Origin of the sequence: Pseudomonas sp. P1.8 (genome assembly GCF_001269805.1) — a bacterium.
Lineage (GTDB): Bacteria > Pseudomonadota > Gammaproteobacteria > Pseudomonadales > Pseudomonadaceae > Aquipseudomonas.
The window spans coordinates 87,006-103,640 of record NZ_LHVM01000015.1; the positions used below are offsets into that span (position 1 = coordinate 87,006).

At 50.8% G+C, this 16,635-nt stretch carries 12 protein-coding genes and 1 pseudogene; 10 read left to right on the forward strand and 3 right to left on the reverse strand.

Going from position 1 to position 16,635, the window contains the following annotated elements; translation table 11 throughout:
* The first annotated feature begins 27 nt into the window (after positions 1-27).
* The 4 genes from AD668_RS16320 to AD668_RS16335 all read left to right on the forward strand — a co-directional run bounded on the left by AD668_RS16320 (position 28) and on the right by AD668_RS16335 (position 5,267).
* The gene (locus tag AD668_RS16320; RefSeq protein ID WP_053160575.1) at positions 28-1,569 is read left to right on the forward strand and encodes a 3-hydroxyacyl-CoA dehydrogenase; all 1,542 of its coding nucleotides are present in this window, start codon (positions 28-30) and stop codon (positions 1,567-1,569) included.
* Positions 1,570-1,672: 103 nt separating this feature from the next.
* Entirely contained in the window at positions 1,673-2,986 is a 1,314-nt protein-coding gene (locus tag AD668_RS16325) for an MFS transporter (protein WP_053160577.1), read from the forward strand.
* 33 nt (positions 2,987-3,019) lie between these two features.
* A complete protein-coding gene (locus tag AD668_RS16330; protein ID WP_053160579.1) occupies positions 3,020-3,790 on the forward strand; it encodes an SDR family NAD(P)-dependent oxidoreductase in 771 nt (256 codons plus the stop codon).
* Between the two features lie 130 nt (positions 3,791-3,920).
* Positions 3,921-5,267: an OprD family outer membrane porin gene (locus tag AD668_RS16335; protein ID WP_053160637.1), complete on the forward strand. Its 1,347-nt coding sequence runs from the start codon at positions 3,921-3,923 to the stop codon at positions 5,265-5,267.
* Between the two features lie 44 nt (positions 5,268-5,311).
* On the opposite strand, the gene AD668_RS16340 is transcribed toward AD668_RS16335, so the two are convergent.
* Positions 5,312-6,103 carry an IclR family transcriptional regulator gene (locus tag AD668_RS16340; protein ID WP_053160581.1) on the reverse strand — a complete coding sequence of 264 codons (792 nt, stop codon included), beginning with the start codon at positions 6,101-6,103 and terminating at the stop codon, positions 5,312-5,314.
* A 1,055-nt stretch (positions 6,104-7,158) separates the two neighbouring features.
* Between AD668_RS16340 and AD668_RS30375 the strand changes: the two genes are divergently transcribed.
* On the forward strand, positions 7,159-7,671 hold the full coding sequence (locus AD668_RS30375) for a methyl-accepting chemotaxis protein (RefSeq protein WP_371259808.1): 513 nt from the start codon (positions 7,159-7,161) through the stop codon (positions 7,669-7,671).
* Positions 7,672-7,880: 209 nt separating this feature from the next.
* On the opposite strand, the pseudogene AD668_RS16350 reads toward AD668_RS30375, so the two are convergent.
* Positions 7,881-8,588, reverse strand: a pseudogene (locus AD668_RS16350) (thiamine pyrophosphate-dependent enzyme); the annotation flags it as partial.
* A 619-nt stretch (positions 8,589-9,207) separates the two neighbouring features.
* Between AD668_RS16350 and AD668_RS16355 the strand changes: the two are divergent.
* Entirely contained in the window at positions 9,208-10,548 is a 1,341-nt protein-coding gene (locus AD668_RS16355; protein WP_053160583.1) for an aromatic acid/H+ symport family MFS transporter, read from the forward strand.
* 269 nt (positions 10,549-10,817) lie between these two features.
* Entirely contained in the window at positions 10,818-12,074 is a 1,257-nt protein-coding gene (locus tag AD668_RS16360) for an OprD family porin (RefSeq protein ID WP_053160585.1), read from the forward strand.
* Between the two features lie 12 nt (positions 12,075-12,086).
* On the opposite strand, the gene AD668_RS16365 is transcribed toward AD668_RS16360, so the two are convergent.
* The gene (locus AD668_RS16365; protein ID WP_053160587.1) at positions 12,087-12,338 is read right to left on the reverse strand and encodes a DUF2790 domain-containing protein; all 252 of its coding nucleotides are present in this window, start codon (positions 12,336-12,338) and stop codon (positions 12,087-12,089) included.
* 109 nt (positions 12,339-12,447) lie between these two features.
* Between AD668_RS16365 and AD668_RS16370 the strand changes: the two genes are divergently transcribed.
* From AD668_RS16370 to AD668_RS16375, 3 genes are all read left to right on the forward strand, one after another.
* Entirely contained in the window at positions 12,448-13,380 is a 933-nt protein-coding gene (locus AD668_RS16370) for a LysR family transcriptional regulator (RefSeq protein WP_053160589.1), read from the forward strand.
* A 1,375-nt stretch (positions 13,381-14,755) separates the two neighbouring features.
* Positions 14,756-14,917 (forward strand): DUF1652 domain-containing protein, encoded by a 162-nt coding sequence (locus tag AD668_RS28835; RefSeq protein ID WP_082344494.1) that lies wholly within the window; start codon positions 14,756-14,758, stop codon positions 14,915-14,917.
* A gap of 181 nt (positions 14,918-15,098) precedes the next feature.
* Positions 15,099-15,620: a hypothetical protein gene (locus tag AD668_RS16375; RefSeq protein WP_053160591.1), complete on the forward strand. Its 522-nt coding sequence runs from the start codon at positions 15,099-15,101 to the stop codon at positions 15,618-15,620.
* Positions 15,621-16,635: the final 1,015 nt, after the last annotated feature.

Below are 16,635 nucleotides of genomic sequence, written 5' to 3' on the forward strand. Positions count from 1 at the left end.
AGCCGCAAAGGAGAAGGAGTCCACACGATGCCAGTCCAGAACGTAGATCGAATCCAAACAATTGGGATCGTTGGCGCAGGCGCAATGGGGCGAGGTATTGCCCAGATTGCCGCTGCTGCTGGCGTCGAAGTACTGCTTTATGACGCGAATGCGGAGGCAACGCTCGCCGCCACCGGACAGATTTGCGCCATGTTCGACAAACTTGAAAGCAAAGGAAAGATGTCAGAAGCCGAGGTCGCTAACGCCAAATCGTGTTTAAAGGCTGTTGGAGAACTGTCGGACATGGCCCGCTGCGAATTGGTCATCGAAGCGGTCGTGGAGCGAATCGACGTCAAGCAAGGCATCTTCAAGGCGCTTGAGGCAACTGTCGACGAAAGCTGCATTTTAGCGACGAACACCTCTTCACTTTCAGTGACCGAGATTGCGCAGGTGTGTACGCATCCCGAGCGCTTTGTGGGATTCCACTTCTTCAATCCTGTTCCATTGATGAAAATTGCTGAAGTGATCGAAGGGATACGGACGAGCCCAGCAGTGTCGGACGCGCTTGTTTCATTCACGCACAAAATTGGGCATACCCCGGTGCGCACCAAAGATATGCCAGGTTTCATCGTGAATCACGCAGGACGTGCGATGAACACTGAAGGTTTGAAAGTCCTTGGCGAGGGTGTGGCGTCGCCCCAACAGATCGATGCGATAATGCGTGAGCAGGCCGGCTTTAAGCTCGGCCCGTTCGAGTTACTAGATTTAACGGGCCTTGATGTATCTCAGCCCGTGATGGAGGCGATTTATCACCAATTCTACGAAGAGCCGCGTTTTCGTCCATCGCCAATTGCCAAGGCGAGACTTGCCGGGGGTTTACTCGGGCGCAAAAGTGGAGATGGTTTTTACACATACGTCGATGGAAAGCAGAGCACCCCGATTGAGATCTCGAAGCTCGGTGCTCTTCCAGTAAAAGTCTGGATAAGTAAGCGGCACCCGTCTGCAGCACAGAGAGTATTGGAGCTCATCAAGCAGACCAGTGTAATGATTGATGATACTGACCAGCCAGATGACGAGTCGTTGATCCTTCTCACTCCCTTCGGCACTGATGCAACCACCGCAGCAGTAGAGGAGGGGGTGGACGCGACCCGGGTTATCGCAATAGACGCGCTATTCTCCTTCTCGACTGGCAAACGAGTAACGTTGATGACGACTCCTGCCACTCGCGAGTCGACGAGATCACAGGCGCACGCATTGTTCGGGTCTAGCGGATCGCCCGTCACCATCATCAGAGATTCCACCGGTTTCGTTGCCCAACGCATTGTCGCAATGATTGTTAATACGGGATGCGACATCGCCCAACAAGAGATCGCAACCCCAGCTGATATCGATTTAGCTGTGAAATTAGGTTTGGCATATCCAATGGGCCCTTTTGAACTTGGCGATCATATTGGCGCGAAAGTCATCTTGAAAATTTTGAAGAATATTCACCAGAGCTCAGGTGATCCTCGTTACCGACCGTCACCTTGGTTAACAAGGCGCGCCTTGTTGGAGATCTCACTAAAAACAGAGGAGTTAAAAATAAACTAAGTGATCGGTTGAGTTGGTACAGGAAACACAAAGCAGGGAAGCCGAAGACAGTTGTAGAGATACGCAGATATATCGGGACGACAATAAATATAAGAGGTCTAATATGACGGAAGCGACGCTGGATCATGTTGAAACAAAGCCAAAGGAGTCGATGGCAATTCGCGCTACGGTAGCCAGTTCTGTTGGAGCGGCCCTGGAGTGGATTGACTTTGCTGCATACGGAGCCGTTGCGGCCACCGTGTTCCCTAAATTGTTTTTCTCGGCTATGGATCCCAATATGGGGATCTTGGCAGCTTTCATCACTTTCGGAATTGGCTTCTTCGCTAGACCGCTGGGTGGAATCTGTTTTGGTATGTTGGGTGACCGCATCGGCCGCAAGAACATTCTCCTCTATACCCTTTGTTTAATGGGTGGTGCGTCCTTTTTGATTGGGTGCCTTCCGACGTATCAGACGATAGGCATTGCCGCGCCTATTTTCTTAGTCGCGTTGCGTTTTCTTCAAGGCTTTGCTCTTGGAGGTGAAGCAACTGGTGCGCAGTTGATGACAATGGAGCACGCCCCGAAAGGTAAGCGAGGCCTGTATGGATCGTTCATCAATATCGGTTCTTCGTTCAGCTCCGCCTGTGCGAACGGCATGATGTTCGGGCTTATCGCTGTCATGGGCATCGTTGAGTTCGAGAGCTGGGGATGGCGTATTCCCTTCTGGATGAGTTTCCTGCTAGTAATTGTCGGAGTCTATATTCGGATGCGCGTGACTGAAACACCGGCATTCAAGAAGGCTCAATCCCAAGGAGTGACAGAGAAGGTTTCAGGGCTTGATGTCTTCAAACAGTACCCTAGGACTATCCTGCGACTATTGGTTATCTGGTGTGCCCCGACCGCATGCTTTTACGTAATCACTGTGTTCTCTCTTAGCTACCTCACTAAAAACCTAGGAATGGACAGCCAGATGGCTTTCCTTTGCTTGGCTGGCGCAAACCTGTTGGCGGTAGTGATGGTTATCGGTGGCGGCGCCATGAGTGATCGCTTGGGCAGAAAACCGGTCATGTTATTCGCTTCGGTGATGATGCTGTTGGTCTCACTGATCTACTTCTCGCTACTCGATACCAAAAACTGGTACGTGATATTCGCCGCAATGGCCGCATTTGTAGGCTTTTTGCAAATTCAATCTGGGGTGCAGCCTGCGTTTTTTGCTGAGCCATTCCCAACTAAAGTCCGTTACTCCGGATCTGCGGCAGCGTACACCGGCGCGAACCTAGTCGCAGGTGGCCCAACTCCGTTTGTCGTCGCCTGGTTGCTTCAAAACAGTGGTGGATCAACGCTGCCCGTCACAATTTTTTGTGCTGTGATTATCAGCGTGGCAATGATCGCAATCATCTTCAGCCCAGAAACTCGTCACTTAGAAATGTCACGCTGAACTTAACTGCCGTATAAAATTCGGAGAGTCATAATGATTTTGAAAGATAAAGTATGTGTTGTGGTTGGGGCAGCTTCCCTTAGAGGGATTGGTTTTGCGGTTGCTGATCTCTTTGCAAGTCAAGGTGCAAAAGTAATTGCTGTCGACGTTGCCATGGATGAAGACGTTGCAGCCACCATAAAACACACTATCGATGAGAAAAACCAAATGAACTCGGTGCTCATCGGCCGAAAGTGTGATATTTCAAGCTCCTTGGATTGTGCAGGTCTTTTTGATGAGGTGGTCAGAGAGTTTGGCAAAGTTGACGCTCTGGTGAACTGCGCCGGAATCGTGCAATCACTTTCGATCTTATCAATTGAAGAGCCAGACTTTGACAGGATGATAAACATAAACTTGAAAGGGGCTTTCAACTTGTCGAAGGAGTCGCTTCGAATAATGAAAACCCAGGGTTACGGTTCTATTATCAATGTTGCCTCTGTCGCTGCTCAGCGTGGAGGCGGCTTGGTTGGTGGGGCTCATTATGCGGCATCAAAGGGTGGAGTGATTAGTCTGACCAAGACCATCGCGAGAGAGTTTGGAGTTCACGGTATAAGGGCGAACACTGTCTGCCCCTCGATGACGGAGACTGGAATGATCGATGGTATGAGCGCCGATAAATACAAGGAGATTGTCGCGTCCATTCCGTTGCAGCGAGCCGGACGCGCAGTAGATATTGCCGGCGCGTGTATGTTCTTGGCGTCTGACTACTCATCTTACATTACCGGGTCGACGGTAGACGTTAATGGGGGTAGCCATATTCATTAATATTTACCGTATTTTTAGGTTCCCGCTAAAGCTTTAATCAAAAATTTGGCAGTGTGCAACTGGAGGCGATATGTCACCGGCGTTGACGCATGCTGCCAAAATTAAAATAATAAATACAAGAGGCATTAAAGTGAAAGTTACAAAGGTCGCGATAGCTACTTCGCTCACCATCTTGAGCGCCAATTGTCTGAGTGCTGGTTTCTTAGAGGATGCCAAAACTTCAGTCGGGGCCCGGTCTCTTTATTTTGAGAATGATGTAAGGGAAGCTGGTGGGGCTGACCAACGTCAGACCGCCCTTGGCCTTAGGGCAGATTTTGCTTCTGGGTTTACTGAGGGGACTGTGGGTTTTGGGCTTGATGTTCAAGCGCTCACTGCTTTCAATTTGGGTGGTGGAATCGACAACCAATCAGCGTCGACGGTTAACACAGTTACTCCTGTTACGTCTGACGGCTCTCCAGTCGATACCTGGGCTAGGCTAGGCGGTAACGCAAAATTCAAGGTATCGCAGACTGAGCTGAAAATAGGCAATGCGCTGATGCCGAACCTACCCATCCTTGTCTCCAACAACTCTAGGGTCATGCCTCAGGCGTTTGAAGGAGGAATCCTCAGCGTAAAGGAATTGAATGGGCTCAACCTGGTTGGCGGAAAAATCACAGATGGGAGTAGCCGAGCCTCTAGTAATTATTCGGCACTAGCCGTCAACGGTGGCGCGCGAGGCTCAAACAGCTTCACGTTTATCGGTGGTGACTGGTCACCCACTAAAGATCTTCTTCTCCAATACTATCACGCTGAGCTTAAAGATTATTACGTGCAGGATTTTGCAGGCTTGGTGTACACCTATCAAATTATGCCAGGGCATACACTGAAAGGGGATCTCCGGTATTTCGACAATGGCTCAGATGGTAAGTCGGGGTCGAACGGATATGTATTCAACAATGCTGGTGGCTTCGCAAGTAAACCCGGAGAAGTGGAAAACCAAACATGGGCAGCTATGTTGACCTATAGTTTTGGGGGGCATGCACTTTTGCTGGGCTACCAAAGCGTCAGCGATGATGGAAGCATGGTCTATGTTAATTCCGGAAGCGTGCGAGACGGAAAAAATAGTCTCGAAGGGCAGGGTGGGGCCTCTGTTTATCTTTTTACCGATGTAATGGCGAACACATTCATACGAGCTGGTGAAAACACCACTTTTGGCCAGTATTCATATGATTTCGTTGCGAACGGTATTCCTGGTTTGAAGGCGTCTCTTATTTACCTCAAAGGCGAAAATATTAAGGACAGAACGGGAAATGGGCGAGAGTACAGCGAGTGGGAGAGGGATATGAGACTTGACTATGTCATTCAGTCCGGGCCTTTGAAGGATTTTGGCGCTTCTCTCATGCGAGGGAATTTCAGAACTGAAGTTCCGGGCAGTCAAGGTGGGGCTGACGTAGACCAAACGCGTCTCTATCTGAATTATACATATTCATTCAAATAAACATGTGGCGGCAAGCCGCAACTTGGCTTGCCAGCCCTGCTTGGTTACTGTTTTCCGCCCACTCTACTTGATAGCAGCTTAGCCGCATTGCCCAGCGATATCTGAGCATCGGATATCGATTTACGTCCTCGCTGATCGATCCTTTCGGAGTAAGGCACTGTTAATGCTGCAATAGCGTGGTTATTGACATCAAGGATCGGAAAACTGATGGCATGCAGCCCCCTGACTTGAATACTGTGTGCAGATTCAAAGCCATCAGACCTAATTCGTTCAAGCACCATGTCTAACTGCGGATCTTGGTATTCCGGAGTTCTCGCGAGAGATTCTTCGATTCGAATCTCCCTCACACCCTTATCCTGGAAAGCTAGTAGCACCCTACCAGACGCCGATACAATAACGTCAAGCTCAGCACCTACGCGCACGCTAAATCCCATTCCGCTAGGAACATCAACTTTCGCGATCACCATTTGCTTCCCTTGACCGTACAGCGTCAGATGGCAAGATTGTTCCAGGTCGTTCGAAAGCTTATGCATAATAGGCCTCGCCTCATTCAAGAGACGCTGCGTAGGCGGATTCATATGAGCAAGTTCAAATAACTTGGTTGTAATGCTGTAGGAGTCATCTAGCAAACTGACGTAGTTTCTGCCTACAAGGCAGTTTATCATTCGATAAACTTCTCCTACGCTACGCCCGAGTCGTTGAGCAATTTCACGTTGCGTAAGTGGTTGCTCAGTCGCGCACAGCATCTCAAGGATATCGAGTCCTTTTTCAAGCGCTGGCGCTGCATAAGCTTTGGTTTCAGAGTCTGTTGTTTTAGCTACGAGTTCTTCACTCATATTCTTGTTCCATTCAAAACGTCGAAAGTAAATTCTGGGAGCAGCATGGGGGCCATACACCACTTTTAGTAATGCCGTACCGACCCTGACGGTACCCGATTAGAGGTGCATTGATGGCACTCGGTGCTAAGCGAGAGTCTGGGTGGACTTCAACATAGTCCCACGCGGTGGGGCCTGTAAGGATTTACCACCAGTTGACCCCGCCCAATCATTAATGAAGCCTACACTACATTCACCTATGCACTTGGTCAAGCAAATATAAAACGAGTGACTTCCTTGCGAGCACTCGGGCAGTGCCGGTTCAAGGCGATGAACCTAAATGTAATACGGCATTTAGCTGATTTTGATTCACCAGTTATATCTCGAGACACCTCTGGATAGTCGATGCGGAATGAAGGAAGAAAAGTAAACAGATTTTAAAACGGATAGAGGTCTACACAGATCGGATAGTCCCGACCTTCAACCCCCGGCTAACATTAATTGCCCAAAGCTTGCTTGCATGCTGGAAGAGCAATCCTCGGCGGTTGCCCTACGCATCCGGACAGGTCACCGCGGGTCATACCAAAAACAATAACGAATCTAGCTCGGCAAGCCTTTATGGACATGCGGGCAGGGGAATCATGATGTCGAAATTCACAACGCGCACCCGCTTTGCAGCTCTGGTGCAGGGCGGGGCAGTCATAACCTGCCTTGTCGCAGGATTTTATCCCGAGTACATTTTCGCCAGTTTGTCGCTCATCGTTCTGGCGATGGTGACTGCAGGCTGGCTATATCACTTCGTAAAAGTGCAAGTAATCGAGGTGAAGGTTGAGGTGCCGGTAGAAACCCGCGTATTGCCACAAGAGATTTCTGTCAATGCAGTTTCAAAGCCCGAGCCCCCGATGCTAGATCCCCGTTTACGCAATAATCTCAGCGAATTGAGCCAGGCAATCGAGGAGACCGAACAAGATATGCGTTTTGCTAACCAATTAGCCCGCGACGCAGGAAGTAAAGTCAGCGCTAGTACGCAGAGTATCCAAGCCTCAGCCGCTATCTTTTGCGAGCTCGATCAGTCCATGGAACACCTGGCTCTTGCCTTCGGCGAACTAGGTGGGCAGTCCGTGCAAATCAGCGGGTTGGTCGGAAGCATCCAAGACATCGCTCGGCAAACAAATCTGTTGGCCCTCAATGCCGCAATCGAAGCAGCTCGTGCGGGCGAGCATGGTCGCGGCTTCGCCGTGGTGGCAGATGAAGTGCGAAACCTTTCTAGGCGCGTCGCCGATTCCAGTGCCCAGATTCACCAGATTGCCCAAAGTCTGGAGCGTACGGCCGAAGACGCCCGTGGCGGGATCGACCACCTCAGCGTATCGGCGCGCAACGGCTTAGCGCAGTCCGACGAGGCCCTGCAGTCGATGCAAGGATTGCGTGACGCTGCCGTGGCGCGAATGGAGATTGTAGAAAGGGTCATGTCGCGACTAGCCGAACAACGATTGCTGGCAGGTCAGGTGGAGTCGTTGGTGCCCGAGTTGGTGCAAGTGCCCGTGTCCTCTCCCGGTCGGGGAAGTCGGCGTCAGACTCTTGTTCCATAAACCGACGCTTTGCTTGCCGAAAGCTTTTATCCATGGTCGTAGAGATAAATCCAATAGCTACTGGTATTGTGCCGGCCACGTTCGCCAACATTAAGGGATGGGGGCGAAAATAGAAGCCCTGGAGCCGCGAACCTCCGGGGCTTTGCTTTTGTGCCTCTTTAGCAGACATCGTGTTCCACCGAATCAAAGTTACTCGGCGGCATCTTCCTTCAGGCGCTCAGCGAGCGTTCAGATAACTCATGATTGAGAATGCGGTCGTTCTCGCTGTAGTCGACTTGGCAGTCGATCACGTGCACGCCCGGGGTGTTGATGCAGTGTTCCAGCAGTCGTAGCAGGCCTGCAGCGCTTTCCACACGATGGCCGTTGGCACCATAGGCTTCGGCGTATTTGACGAAATCCGGGTTACCGTAATCCAGGCCGAAATCGGTGAACCCCATATTCGCCTGTTTCCAGCGGATCATCCCGTAGCCGTCGTCCCGCAGGATCACCACAGTGATGTGCATGCCAGGCGCACAGCGGTTTCCAGTTCCTGACTGTTCATCATGAAACCACCGTCACCACAAACCGAAATTACCGAACGATGCGGATGCACAAGGTGCGCTGCCATCGCCGAAGGCAAGCCGGCGCCCATGGTCGCTAAGGCGTTATCCAGCAGCACAGTGTTCTGCTTGTGCGCCTTGTAGTTGCGAGCGAACCAGATCTTGAAGATGCCGTTGTCCAGGGCGACGATACCTTTTTACGGCAACACGCGACGGATGTCAGCGACCAGGCGGCGTGGATACACCGGAAGCGGCTGCCGTCGGCGCCTTCGGTGATCAGGATTTCGTTAGCTTCGCGGATCTCCAGCAGGCGGGTGAAACCCCAATGTAGGTACCGTTCAGCGCTTTGCCGATCTGCCACACAGCATCGGCTATGTCGCGATCACGACGATTTTCGCCGGGTATGCATGACGAACTGATTGCTGCGCTCGCAGGATTCGAAACGAACCTGAACACTGCTGCTGAGCTAGGGCAATACACGACGATGCTGGCGCTGGTTTCGGCAGGGCTGTGGGTGGGTATCGTTCCATCAGGTGCCGCGAAGACTTTGCCACGCAATGTCATTTCCAGCCCCCCCATAAGTTGGAAGGTCATCAGACTGCCCTCGGTTTGGTCTGGACGGATCTCGATACCCCAATCAAACGAACTCAGCACTCACTGATGCAAGAGCTTTATCCATGACCCTGTGAGACTGTGTTCGCAGGCGAGTAATCGGCGACATTGAGTTGCAGTCGTATCAAATGCTTCACCTTCAGAACGTTTGCAAGGTCGCCTTACTCAGCTCCGCCCCTATGCTCATTCACGCTCGAAATAGTGGGTATACGAATCACTGCATTTATCACCGTCGACACGTTGGCCATGATCTGCGCATGCCTAATCCTGAATAGCTGGTGTCACTCAAGCGCAACGCGCAGGTTAACCAGCTAATTGGGCACCGCGCAAAGCCCGGAGGCGTTTAAAGCTCCGGCTCTATAACAATGACAAAAAGAGCGATGCCATGCGTACAATCGATGTAACAGCCCTGCTTGACGGGGCACGCTTCAACGCCTTCCATGCGCGCGTACTATTCTGGTGCGCGCTGATCATCATCTTCGACGGCTACGATCTGGTGATCTACGGCGTCGTGCTGCCGTCATTGATGGCCGAGTGGGGACTGAGCTCGATACAGGCCGGGGCACTAGGTAGTTGTGCACTGGTCGGTATGATGTTGGGTGCTCTGTTTTTTGGGTCATTGTCTGACCGGATCGGCCGACGTAAAACCATCATGATCTGCGTGACGCTTTTCAGCGGCGTCACGGCCCTCAATGGCATGGCGCAAAGCCCGGAGGCTTTTGCGTTATGTCGTTTTATCGCGGGTCTAGGAATCGGCGGGGTAATGCCAAACGTTGTCGCGTTGATGAACGAGTACGCTCCAAAGAAATCGCGCAGCACCTTAGTCGCGCTTATGTTCAGTGGCTACTCCTTAGGCGGTATGTTGTCTGCCGGACTGGGTATGGTGCTGATACCTCAGTGGGGTTGGCAAGCCGTGTTCTATGTGGCTTTGATTCCACTTCTGGTACTGCCATTTTTGATTCGGCAGTTGCCTGAATCGATGGATTTCCTCCTGCGCACTGGCCAGACCGTAAAAGCCCAAGGGTTGCTGGCGCAAGTCGCACCGAGTTATGCACCCAGCGAAAGCGATCAGTTAAGCCAGGCAGTCGCTAAAGGCACTAGCGTGTCGATTGCGAAGCTGTTCCGGGATGGTCGCAAACTAAGCACCTTTATGTTGTGGTTGGCGTTTTTCTGTTGCCTGCTGATGGTCTATGCGTTGAGCTCTTGGTTACCGAAACTCATGACCGCTGCGGGATACGGCTTGAACTCCAGTTTGGCGTTTCTAGTGGTGCTGAACGTGGGCGCGATCATCGGCGCAGTAGCCGGTGGATGGTTGGGTGATCGAATAGGCATAGCTAAAGTCTTGTTCGCCTACTTCAGTTGCGGGGCTCTGGCCCTCAGCCTGCTCGCCCTTAAAGCACCATTACCAGTGCTCTATTTGCTCATCGCCATTGCGGGTGCTTGCACCATCGGCACGCAAATATTGGCCAACGCCTGTACCGTCCAATTTTATCCTCCCGAGGTACGGGCTACAGGCCTCGGCTGGGCGATGGGCGTGGGTCGCACCGGCGCAATCATTGGCCCGTTGCTGGGCGGTGTATTGCAAGCTTCGTCATTGCCGCTTCAGGCGAACTTCCTGATCTTCGCCATACCAGGATTGGTAGGAGCAATAGCTGTACTGGTTTTCCTGATACAAAACGCCATGAGCCGTCGGATCTTATCTCCCAAGCAAGTCGTTTCGCCGTAAGGGTGAGTCAGCAGAAAGACGAGTCCAAGGAGGGCTCGTTTGCCCAGGAAAATGCTGCTTGTAGAGCATGTTGTTTCAAATAATCAAACGAAAAATAAAAGTTTCAGCGGCGACTGCGTATTGCGCTGTCTGAAAGTATTCACCTAAGAAAGGCCTGGATGCGGCGTGCGATTACAGCACCAGTCGCGAAAGTCTAATGCCCAGCATATGAACCGATCGTGATAACACGCTGCTGATAGCAGTCGATAACAATAAATAAGAGCGACGACATGAACCAACCGACCAACCAGCGTATCTTGCTTTCACTTATTATTATGCCCTTGGCCGCATCGGCGGCGGATCAGGGGTTTATCGGGGGTTCTACCGCTACCGTGCAGGCTCGTAACTATTATTTTAGCCGCGACTATTCTGATATCGTCGGTGCCAATCAACAGTCTAAAGCCGAGGAGTGGGCACAGGGCTTTATCTTGACGTTCAAATCCGGGTACACAACAGGCCCGATAGGTTTTGGCGTCGATGCTTTAGGCACTTTGGGTCTGAAGCTCGATAGTAGCCCTGATCGGGTCAATACTGGTTTGCTGCCTGTACAAGGCGACGGGCGAGCGGCGGATGATTACAGTCGCCTCGGATTAACCTTTAAGACAAAAATCTCAAACACTGAATTGAAGGTCGGGGAACTGCAGCCCAATCTTCCAGTGCTCGCGTTCAGCGACATACGTTTGCTGCCCCCGAGTTATCAGGGTGTGAGTATCACTTCCAGTGAGATTGGTGGCCTTAGCTTACAAGCCGGTCACTTGACCAGCACCAGTCTTCGCAATGAAGCGGGCGATGAGAAGATGATCGCCATGTTGGGGTTTGTGCCTCAACGTCAGGCCGAGAGTGATGCATTCAACTACTTCGGTGGCGATTACAGTTTTAACTCCAATCGATCCAGTGTCAGTTTGTGGCACGGCCAACTGAAAGACATTTACGCCCAAAATTTCCTTGGTCTCAAGCACAGTCAGCCTGTGGGTGACTGGGTGTTAGGTGCCAATCTCGGCTATTACAATGCGAAGGAGGACGGCAGCGAGCTGCTGGGGAATATCGATAACAAGGCGGCATTTTCTCTGTTATCTGCAAAGCGCGGTGGCCATACCTTTTACATTGGATACCAGGCAATGTTTGGAGAGAGCGCATTCCCCAGAGTGTTTGCCAATATTTCCCCGTTAGGTAACGAGGTACCTACGTATGAGTTTGCGTCGACGGATGAGCGTTCTTGGCAGGCCCGATACGACTACGATTTTGTAGCCATGGGAATACCAGGTCTCACTACTACTGTACGCTACATCAAAGGTAATAACGTCGAGACCAGCGGTGGTTTTGAAGGGAAGGATCGGGAGCGTGACCTCGATATTGGATATGCGTTTCAAAATGGCTTGTTGAGCGGACTGGGCGTGCGGGTTCGCAATGTCATGGCGCGCTCTAATTATCGCACCGACGTTGACGAGAATCGTTTGATATTGAGTTACACCTGGAAACTTTTCTGATCGGAGAGCCGATCAGACGCCACCTTGGCAGGTACCCATCACTTTGTAAGATATGGTATGGCTGAGGCCTTGGTTGTCAATATACACCATGGTTACCGGTTCCACCTGACAACTGACGGGTACCGAAGAGATTGAAACGACGCGTTGCATATCAAGACTTTTGGTATCAGCGGATGCAGCGCTCGAAATACTGTCTGCCGCAGTGGCGCCAGTGGTGATGAAAAAAAACGAGAGGCTGATGTGTTTGATGAGTTTGCTGTTCATGATTTAACCCTCTGGATGTGCTGCCAATTTTATCAGGGCTGAGAATCAGATAAATGCAACACAGAGAGATTGACCTGTACACATAACGTAGTAATCGGGACGTGAAGTAATGGACTTGCTGAACAACATGACGGTGTTTGCAAAGGTGGTAGACAGTGGCAGTTTTTCAGCCGCTGCCGACGCGTTAGATCTGTCAGGCGCGCAGGTTTCCCGCTTGATTGCCGATCTGGAGCAGCATTTGGAAACCCGGCTACTACACCGCACAACTCGGCGGCTAAGCCTCACAGAATCCGGCGACCGTTTTCTCGTGCGTTGTCGCGACATCCTGGAAGATGTGATTGAAGCGACGGTAGAGGCACGCGGTGCGCATCTCAATCCTAGAGGACGACTACGTGTACATTGCATGAGCGGTCTCGGTGTCCTGATCACGCCATTAATTGCTGGGTATAGCGAGCGATACCCTGATGTCTCAATCACGCTAACGCTCTCTCAGCATAATCCCGACCCCCTTGAGGAAGGGCACGATATTGTTATTTCGATTGCCCACTCCCTACCGGACTCTGCACTGGTTTGTCAGACAGTTGGGCAGATATTTAGTGTGGTCTGTGCCGCTCCAGGATATCTGGCACAAAAGGGGATTCCCGAGCAACCCGCCCAATTGAGCGACCATCGCTGTTTGCACCTTCAGGATTTTCAAGAGGGCATTTGGCGTTTCAAATTGGAACAGGGAGATGTAACGATTTCACCGGAAGGCCCGTTCAGTACCAACGTAGCGGATGCGATGGTTAAGGCTACGGAAGAAGGGATGGGTATAAGCCTCCTTCCATTCTTCAGTGCGACGCCGGGTTTACGTGACGGCACCTTGGTTCGTGTGCTTCCCGACTGCAGATTGCGGGAACGCAATATTTTTGCGCTCTATCCCTCTCGACGTTTCCTAGACGCCAAGGTACGGACTTGGGTGGAATACCTACAGGTTCATCTGCCTTCGTTGTTCGCCAGCCATGTCAGCGTTATCGAGAGCCCAGAGTATTGGGCTCGTTGAATTCCGATGAGCTGCCTCTCAAGAGCATCTGTGCTTCATCGGGACGACCTGCGCCGCTTTAGCGGCAGCGCGTGGTCTGTTCAACGTCCAATTTCCTTGCACGATTCAGTTGTCTGATCGCCCGAGTTTTAACTAAGACATTGTAAGGATTCGATCCTCGCATTACCGCTTTCGGCTCAGCTGGTAAACGGCTTTCCAATCCAATGAGGTAACTGGAACATGCACTGTTGTAAAGCTTCCTGCGTGACAACGTGCACCAGTCGGAAGCGGTGGAGCGGACTTTTGTCTCAGTTAGCTCAGCGATTCGACTTGAGGGTAAACACGTCTCTTCTTGGATGCGGGTAAAACCCATTGAAATTCTCTTTGATCGAGGTCGCCGTGACCACATCGCTACGTTGGAGAGCCGGACTTCACCAGATGTTGAATCCTCTGCAGGCGGCTGGCACAAAGCCTGCGAGATTCGAATTGGGTTACTAGATACGAATTCCTCTGTACAGTCCCTCATTCAACGAAGATCGATGGGGCTAATAGGCCATCTGGCTCAGTGCGCGCCAAGCTGTTGAAGTAGGCACTAGCACCCCATAAGAACAGGCAAAGGCGCCTGGAGCCAAACGGTTTCAGGCCCTTTTTTTGCATTTTTTTATCCGTCATTAGCATCGGAGCCGTTCATGAAAACAGCCGCACAATTGCTGAAACTTAAGGTCATGCAAAACCAGCAGGTACATAACAGCCTGCCCATGAACCTCCAGGTACTTCTGCTCTCGCTATGAAGCGCTGGGGCTCATGACCCGCTGGGGGAAAATTTATAAAAATTTCAAATGGCCACCATTGAAATCATTTTTCAAAAACGGAGATCTATTATTTGAGGACAAAAAAGAGCAGCGGTGGCCCAGCCTCCCAAGGCTCGGGCTGAATAGCTATTACTATTCATTTTGCATTTTCGTCGTTAATGCTCTTGCTTTGACTGTCTTTTTTGTCTCGATTTCAAGCGCGAAATACAAAAGAGCGGGTGGGGCTGGGATTGCATGTGATAGCTCGCCCGTTGGGGCCGCTAGGCCCTCTGCTATTATTTGTAGTCAAAAAATATCTAAATAGACACAATTTTTATATAGTTATTGGGTCTTTTGAGCGGCGGGATAACTTCGTCCGGCGGCCGCACGACTCATTGTGTGTCATTCGTGGATCATCTCGCCATCAAGGGCGTGAAGCATCTGACCGTTATTTTTATACCGCCAGGCTCACAGTACAGAGGTTGTCAGGTAGCGGCGGAAGTAGACAGTCAGAACGAAGTCCCGTCAGAGCAGCTGAAACAATTCGTCGTGAATTTTGCTTCGGCGCGTCCTTGACTCCTGGGACTTATAGGCAAGGAACAGTAATGATTTCAGCTTTAGAGCTCCGACATATCGTTGAGAGTGGTTTGTTACCCCACTCCTGCACTTGCTCCGTGAACCTTAAAGGGTCGCTTTTGATCAAGATGATTGAGCCATCCTCGGGCCGTGTCGAACTGTTTGTCCCGGGTGTGTTTGGATCGACTTGACTCGACTTGAAGTAGGCCCTTTCCTTCACGATTTTGAGAAATTCATCGATTTCTGGTCGCAGGAGAACCAGCATTTGGAATGCCCACCGCTCAACCTTCGCGAAATAATTTCAGAAAGCATCTCAAGTTTCTCGAAACGCATCCGTTTGTATCTATCAGAGCAACCATATAAGGCATTCCCATGAGCATGTTCCAGACTTCAAAAGCATCCGCTGATTTCCGTATTTTTAAAGAGTTCGATTCGTGGCGCGGACTGGAATTTGATGAAACGTATACTTGCGCTATCGAGCTGCTTCCGACCGCGCGAATCATGATTGAGCTAGACATCGTAAAATTCAGCGTCACTTCTGAAGTCGCCCAAGAGATTTCAGCGTGCCTGAAAAAAGCACTGGCTATTTCAGGAGGCGAAGGAAGTTATGAAGCCGAATTCGGAAACCGGCCGAATGGATTGTTTAAAACTCATAGCCTTGCTGGAATGAGCGCCCGCCAATACTGGGCAAATGGCGAGATTGCGATTGAAGACGCTAGCGGAGACTTCTTTGAGGGTTCATCTTCAGGCACAACGTCAATTGTGGTCTGCACAATCCAGGACGGGGGTTACGAGTTAGTGTTCCCCTTCATGTGTTACTCGTTCACGCAAGATGATGCGACCTGGCTAAGTGAGGGTTTGCTCAACGCCTCGCAAGAGGTCGCGACAACTTGATTTGAAGGGTTTTCTATAATGTCTAGAAGCGAAGTCGGGCGAAGCTGGTTGTGGCCGAACTGCAAGCAAGCGGAACCCCCAGGCGGGAGGATGAGAACTAGATAGGGCCAAGACATCTTCTATACGGGAACGGCATCGCTCACCATAGCCGTCCCCTAGCGCTAAACCACCCTCAAGGCTTAGTTTCCATAAGCGAATCGCTTCTGCGAACTTGGCTATGGCAAGCGCAAGTAGTTCAGTGTAGTGCTTTGATTGCGATGCCCCAACATCTCAGCCACCCGTTCCAACCTGCCCTCCAGGGCAACTCACGCACGGACTGGCCAATCAAATGCACACTCCTCTTTGAGCGTTCAGTTATTCAACCCAGGGGCCACCGAATCAAGCGAGCGCGGTTGCAGTATATCGTTGGCTGACTAGGCAATTCATCCTTTTTCTCTTGATAGCTGAGTGAGTATTGAGGCCAGCGCCATAGCCTGCTTAGGCGTGAACTTAAAGCGAAACTCATCGATTTTGATTGAAATTACGCCGTTGGGTTCTGTATCCAGAAGAACGCAGTAACTGTTTTCATCGTCTGATGACTTCACCTTTGGAAGTGTCCGGGTAAGTGAAGATAGCAAACGTGAACTCGTGCGAGTTACCCTCGAGCGAGCCATATTTGAAAGTAAAAAATTTGTTTGGTGGCAGCTTTGTACTCATAGTTTCTATTTTCCCAAAAAATAAGTCGCATGACTAATCAAACGGAGGCGAAACTCGAAACTTGAGTAGTAGTCTAAATTTTTTACCTTTTTTATAGAGATTTCTGCGACAAATTAGTCGCTGCACTTGAATCTGTTGACGTTCGACGAGTTTGAGGGCGGCAGACCAATTCAATGTAATAAAAAATCGCACGGTATTTACGTTTTGTCTGCAAAAATCCGTATAAGTATGTATTTCAAGGATTAGGGCTGTGTTGGAAATGTTGAAAGAACATGATGTCAGCAGCTTCAGTCTTCAAGTCGATATACTGTGGGCGATG

Bases quoted from the DNA above. Each gene is read 5' to 3' on its own strand.
- AD668_RS16330 (WP_053160579.1), top strand. From the start codon at position 3,020: ATGATTTTGAAAGATAAAGTATGTGTTGTGGTTGGGGCAGCTTCCCTT.
- AD668_RS16325 (WP_053160577.1), top strand. From the start codon at position 1,673: ATGACGGAAGCGACGCTGGATCATGTTGAAACAAAGCCAAAGGAGTCG.
- AD668_RS16370 (WP_053160589.1), top strand. From the start codon at position 12,448: ATGGACTTGCTGAACAACATGACGGTGTTTGCAAAGGTGGTAGACAGT.
- AD668_RS16320 (WP_053160575.1), top strand. From the start codon at position 28: ATGCCAGTCCAGAACGTAGATCGAATCCAAACAATTGGGATCGTTGGC.
- AD668_RS28835 (WP_082344494.1), top strand. From the start codon at position 14,756: ATGATTTCAGCTTTAGAGCTCCGACATATCGTTGAGAGTGGTTTGTTA.
- AD668_RS16355 (WP_053160583.1), top strand. From the start codon at position 9,208: ATGCGTACAATCGATGTAACAGCCCTGCTTGACGGGGCACGCTTCAAC.
- AD668_RS16360 (WP_053160585.1), top strand. From the start codon at position 10,818: ATGAACCAACCGACCAACCAGCGTATCTTGCTTTCACTTATTATTATG.
- AD668_RS16375 (WP_053160591.1), top strand. From the start codon at position 15,099: ATGAGCATGTTCCAGACTTCAAAAGCATCCGCTGATTTCCGTATTTTT.
- AD668_RS16340 (WP_053160581.1), bottom strand. From the start codon at position 6,103: ATGAGTGAAGAACTCGTAGCTAAAACAACAGACTCTGAAACCAAAGCT.
- AD668_RS16365 (WP_053160587.1), bottom strand. From the start codon at position 12,338: ATGAACAGCAAACTCATCAAACACATCAGCCTCTCGTTTTTTTTCATC.
- AD668_RS30375 (WP_371259808.1), top strand. From the start codon at position 7,159: ATGGAACACCTGGCTCTTGCCTTCGGCGAACTAGGTGGGCAGTCCGTG.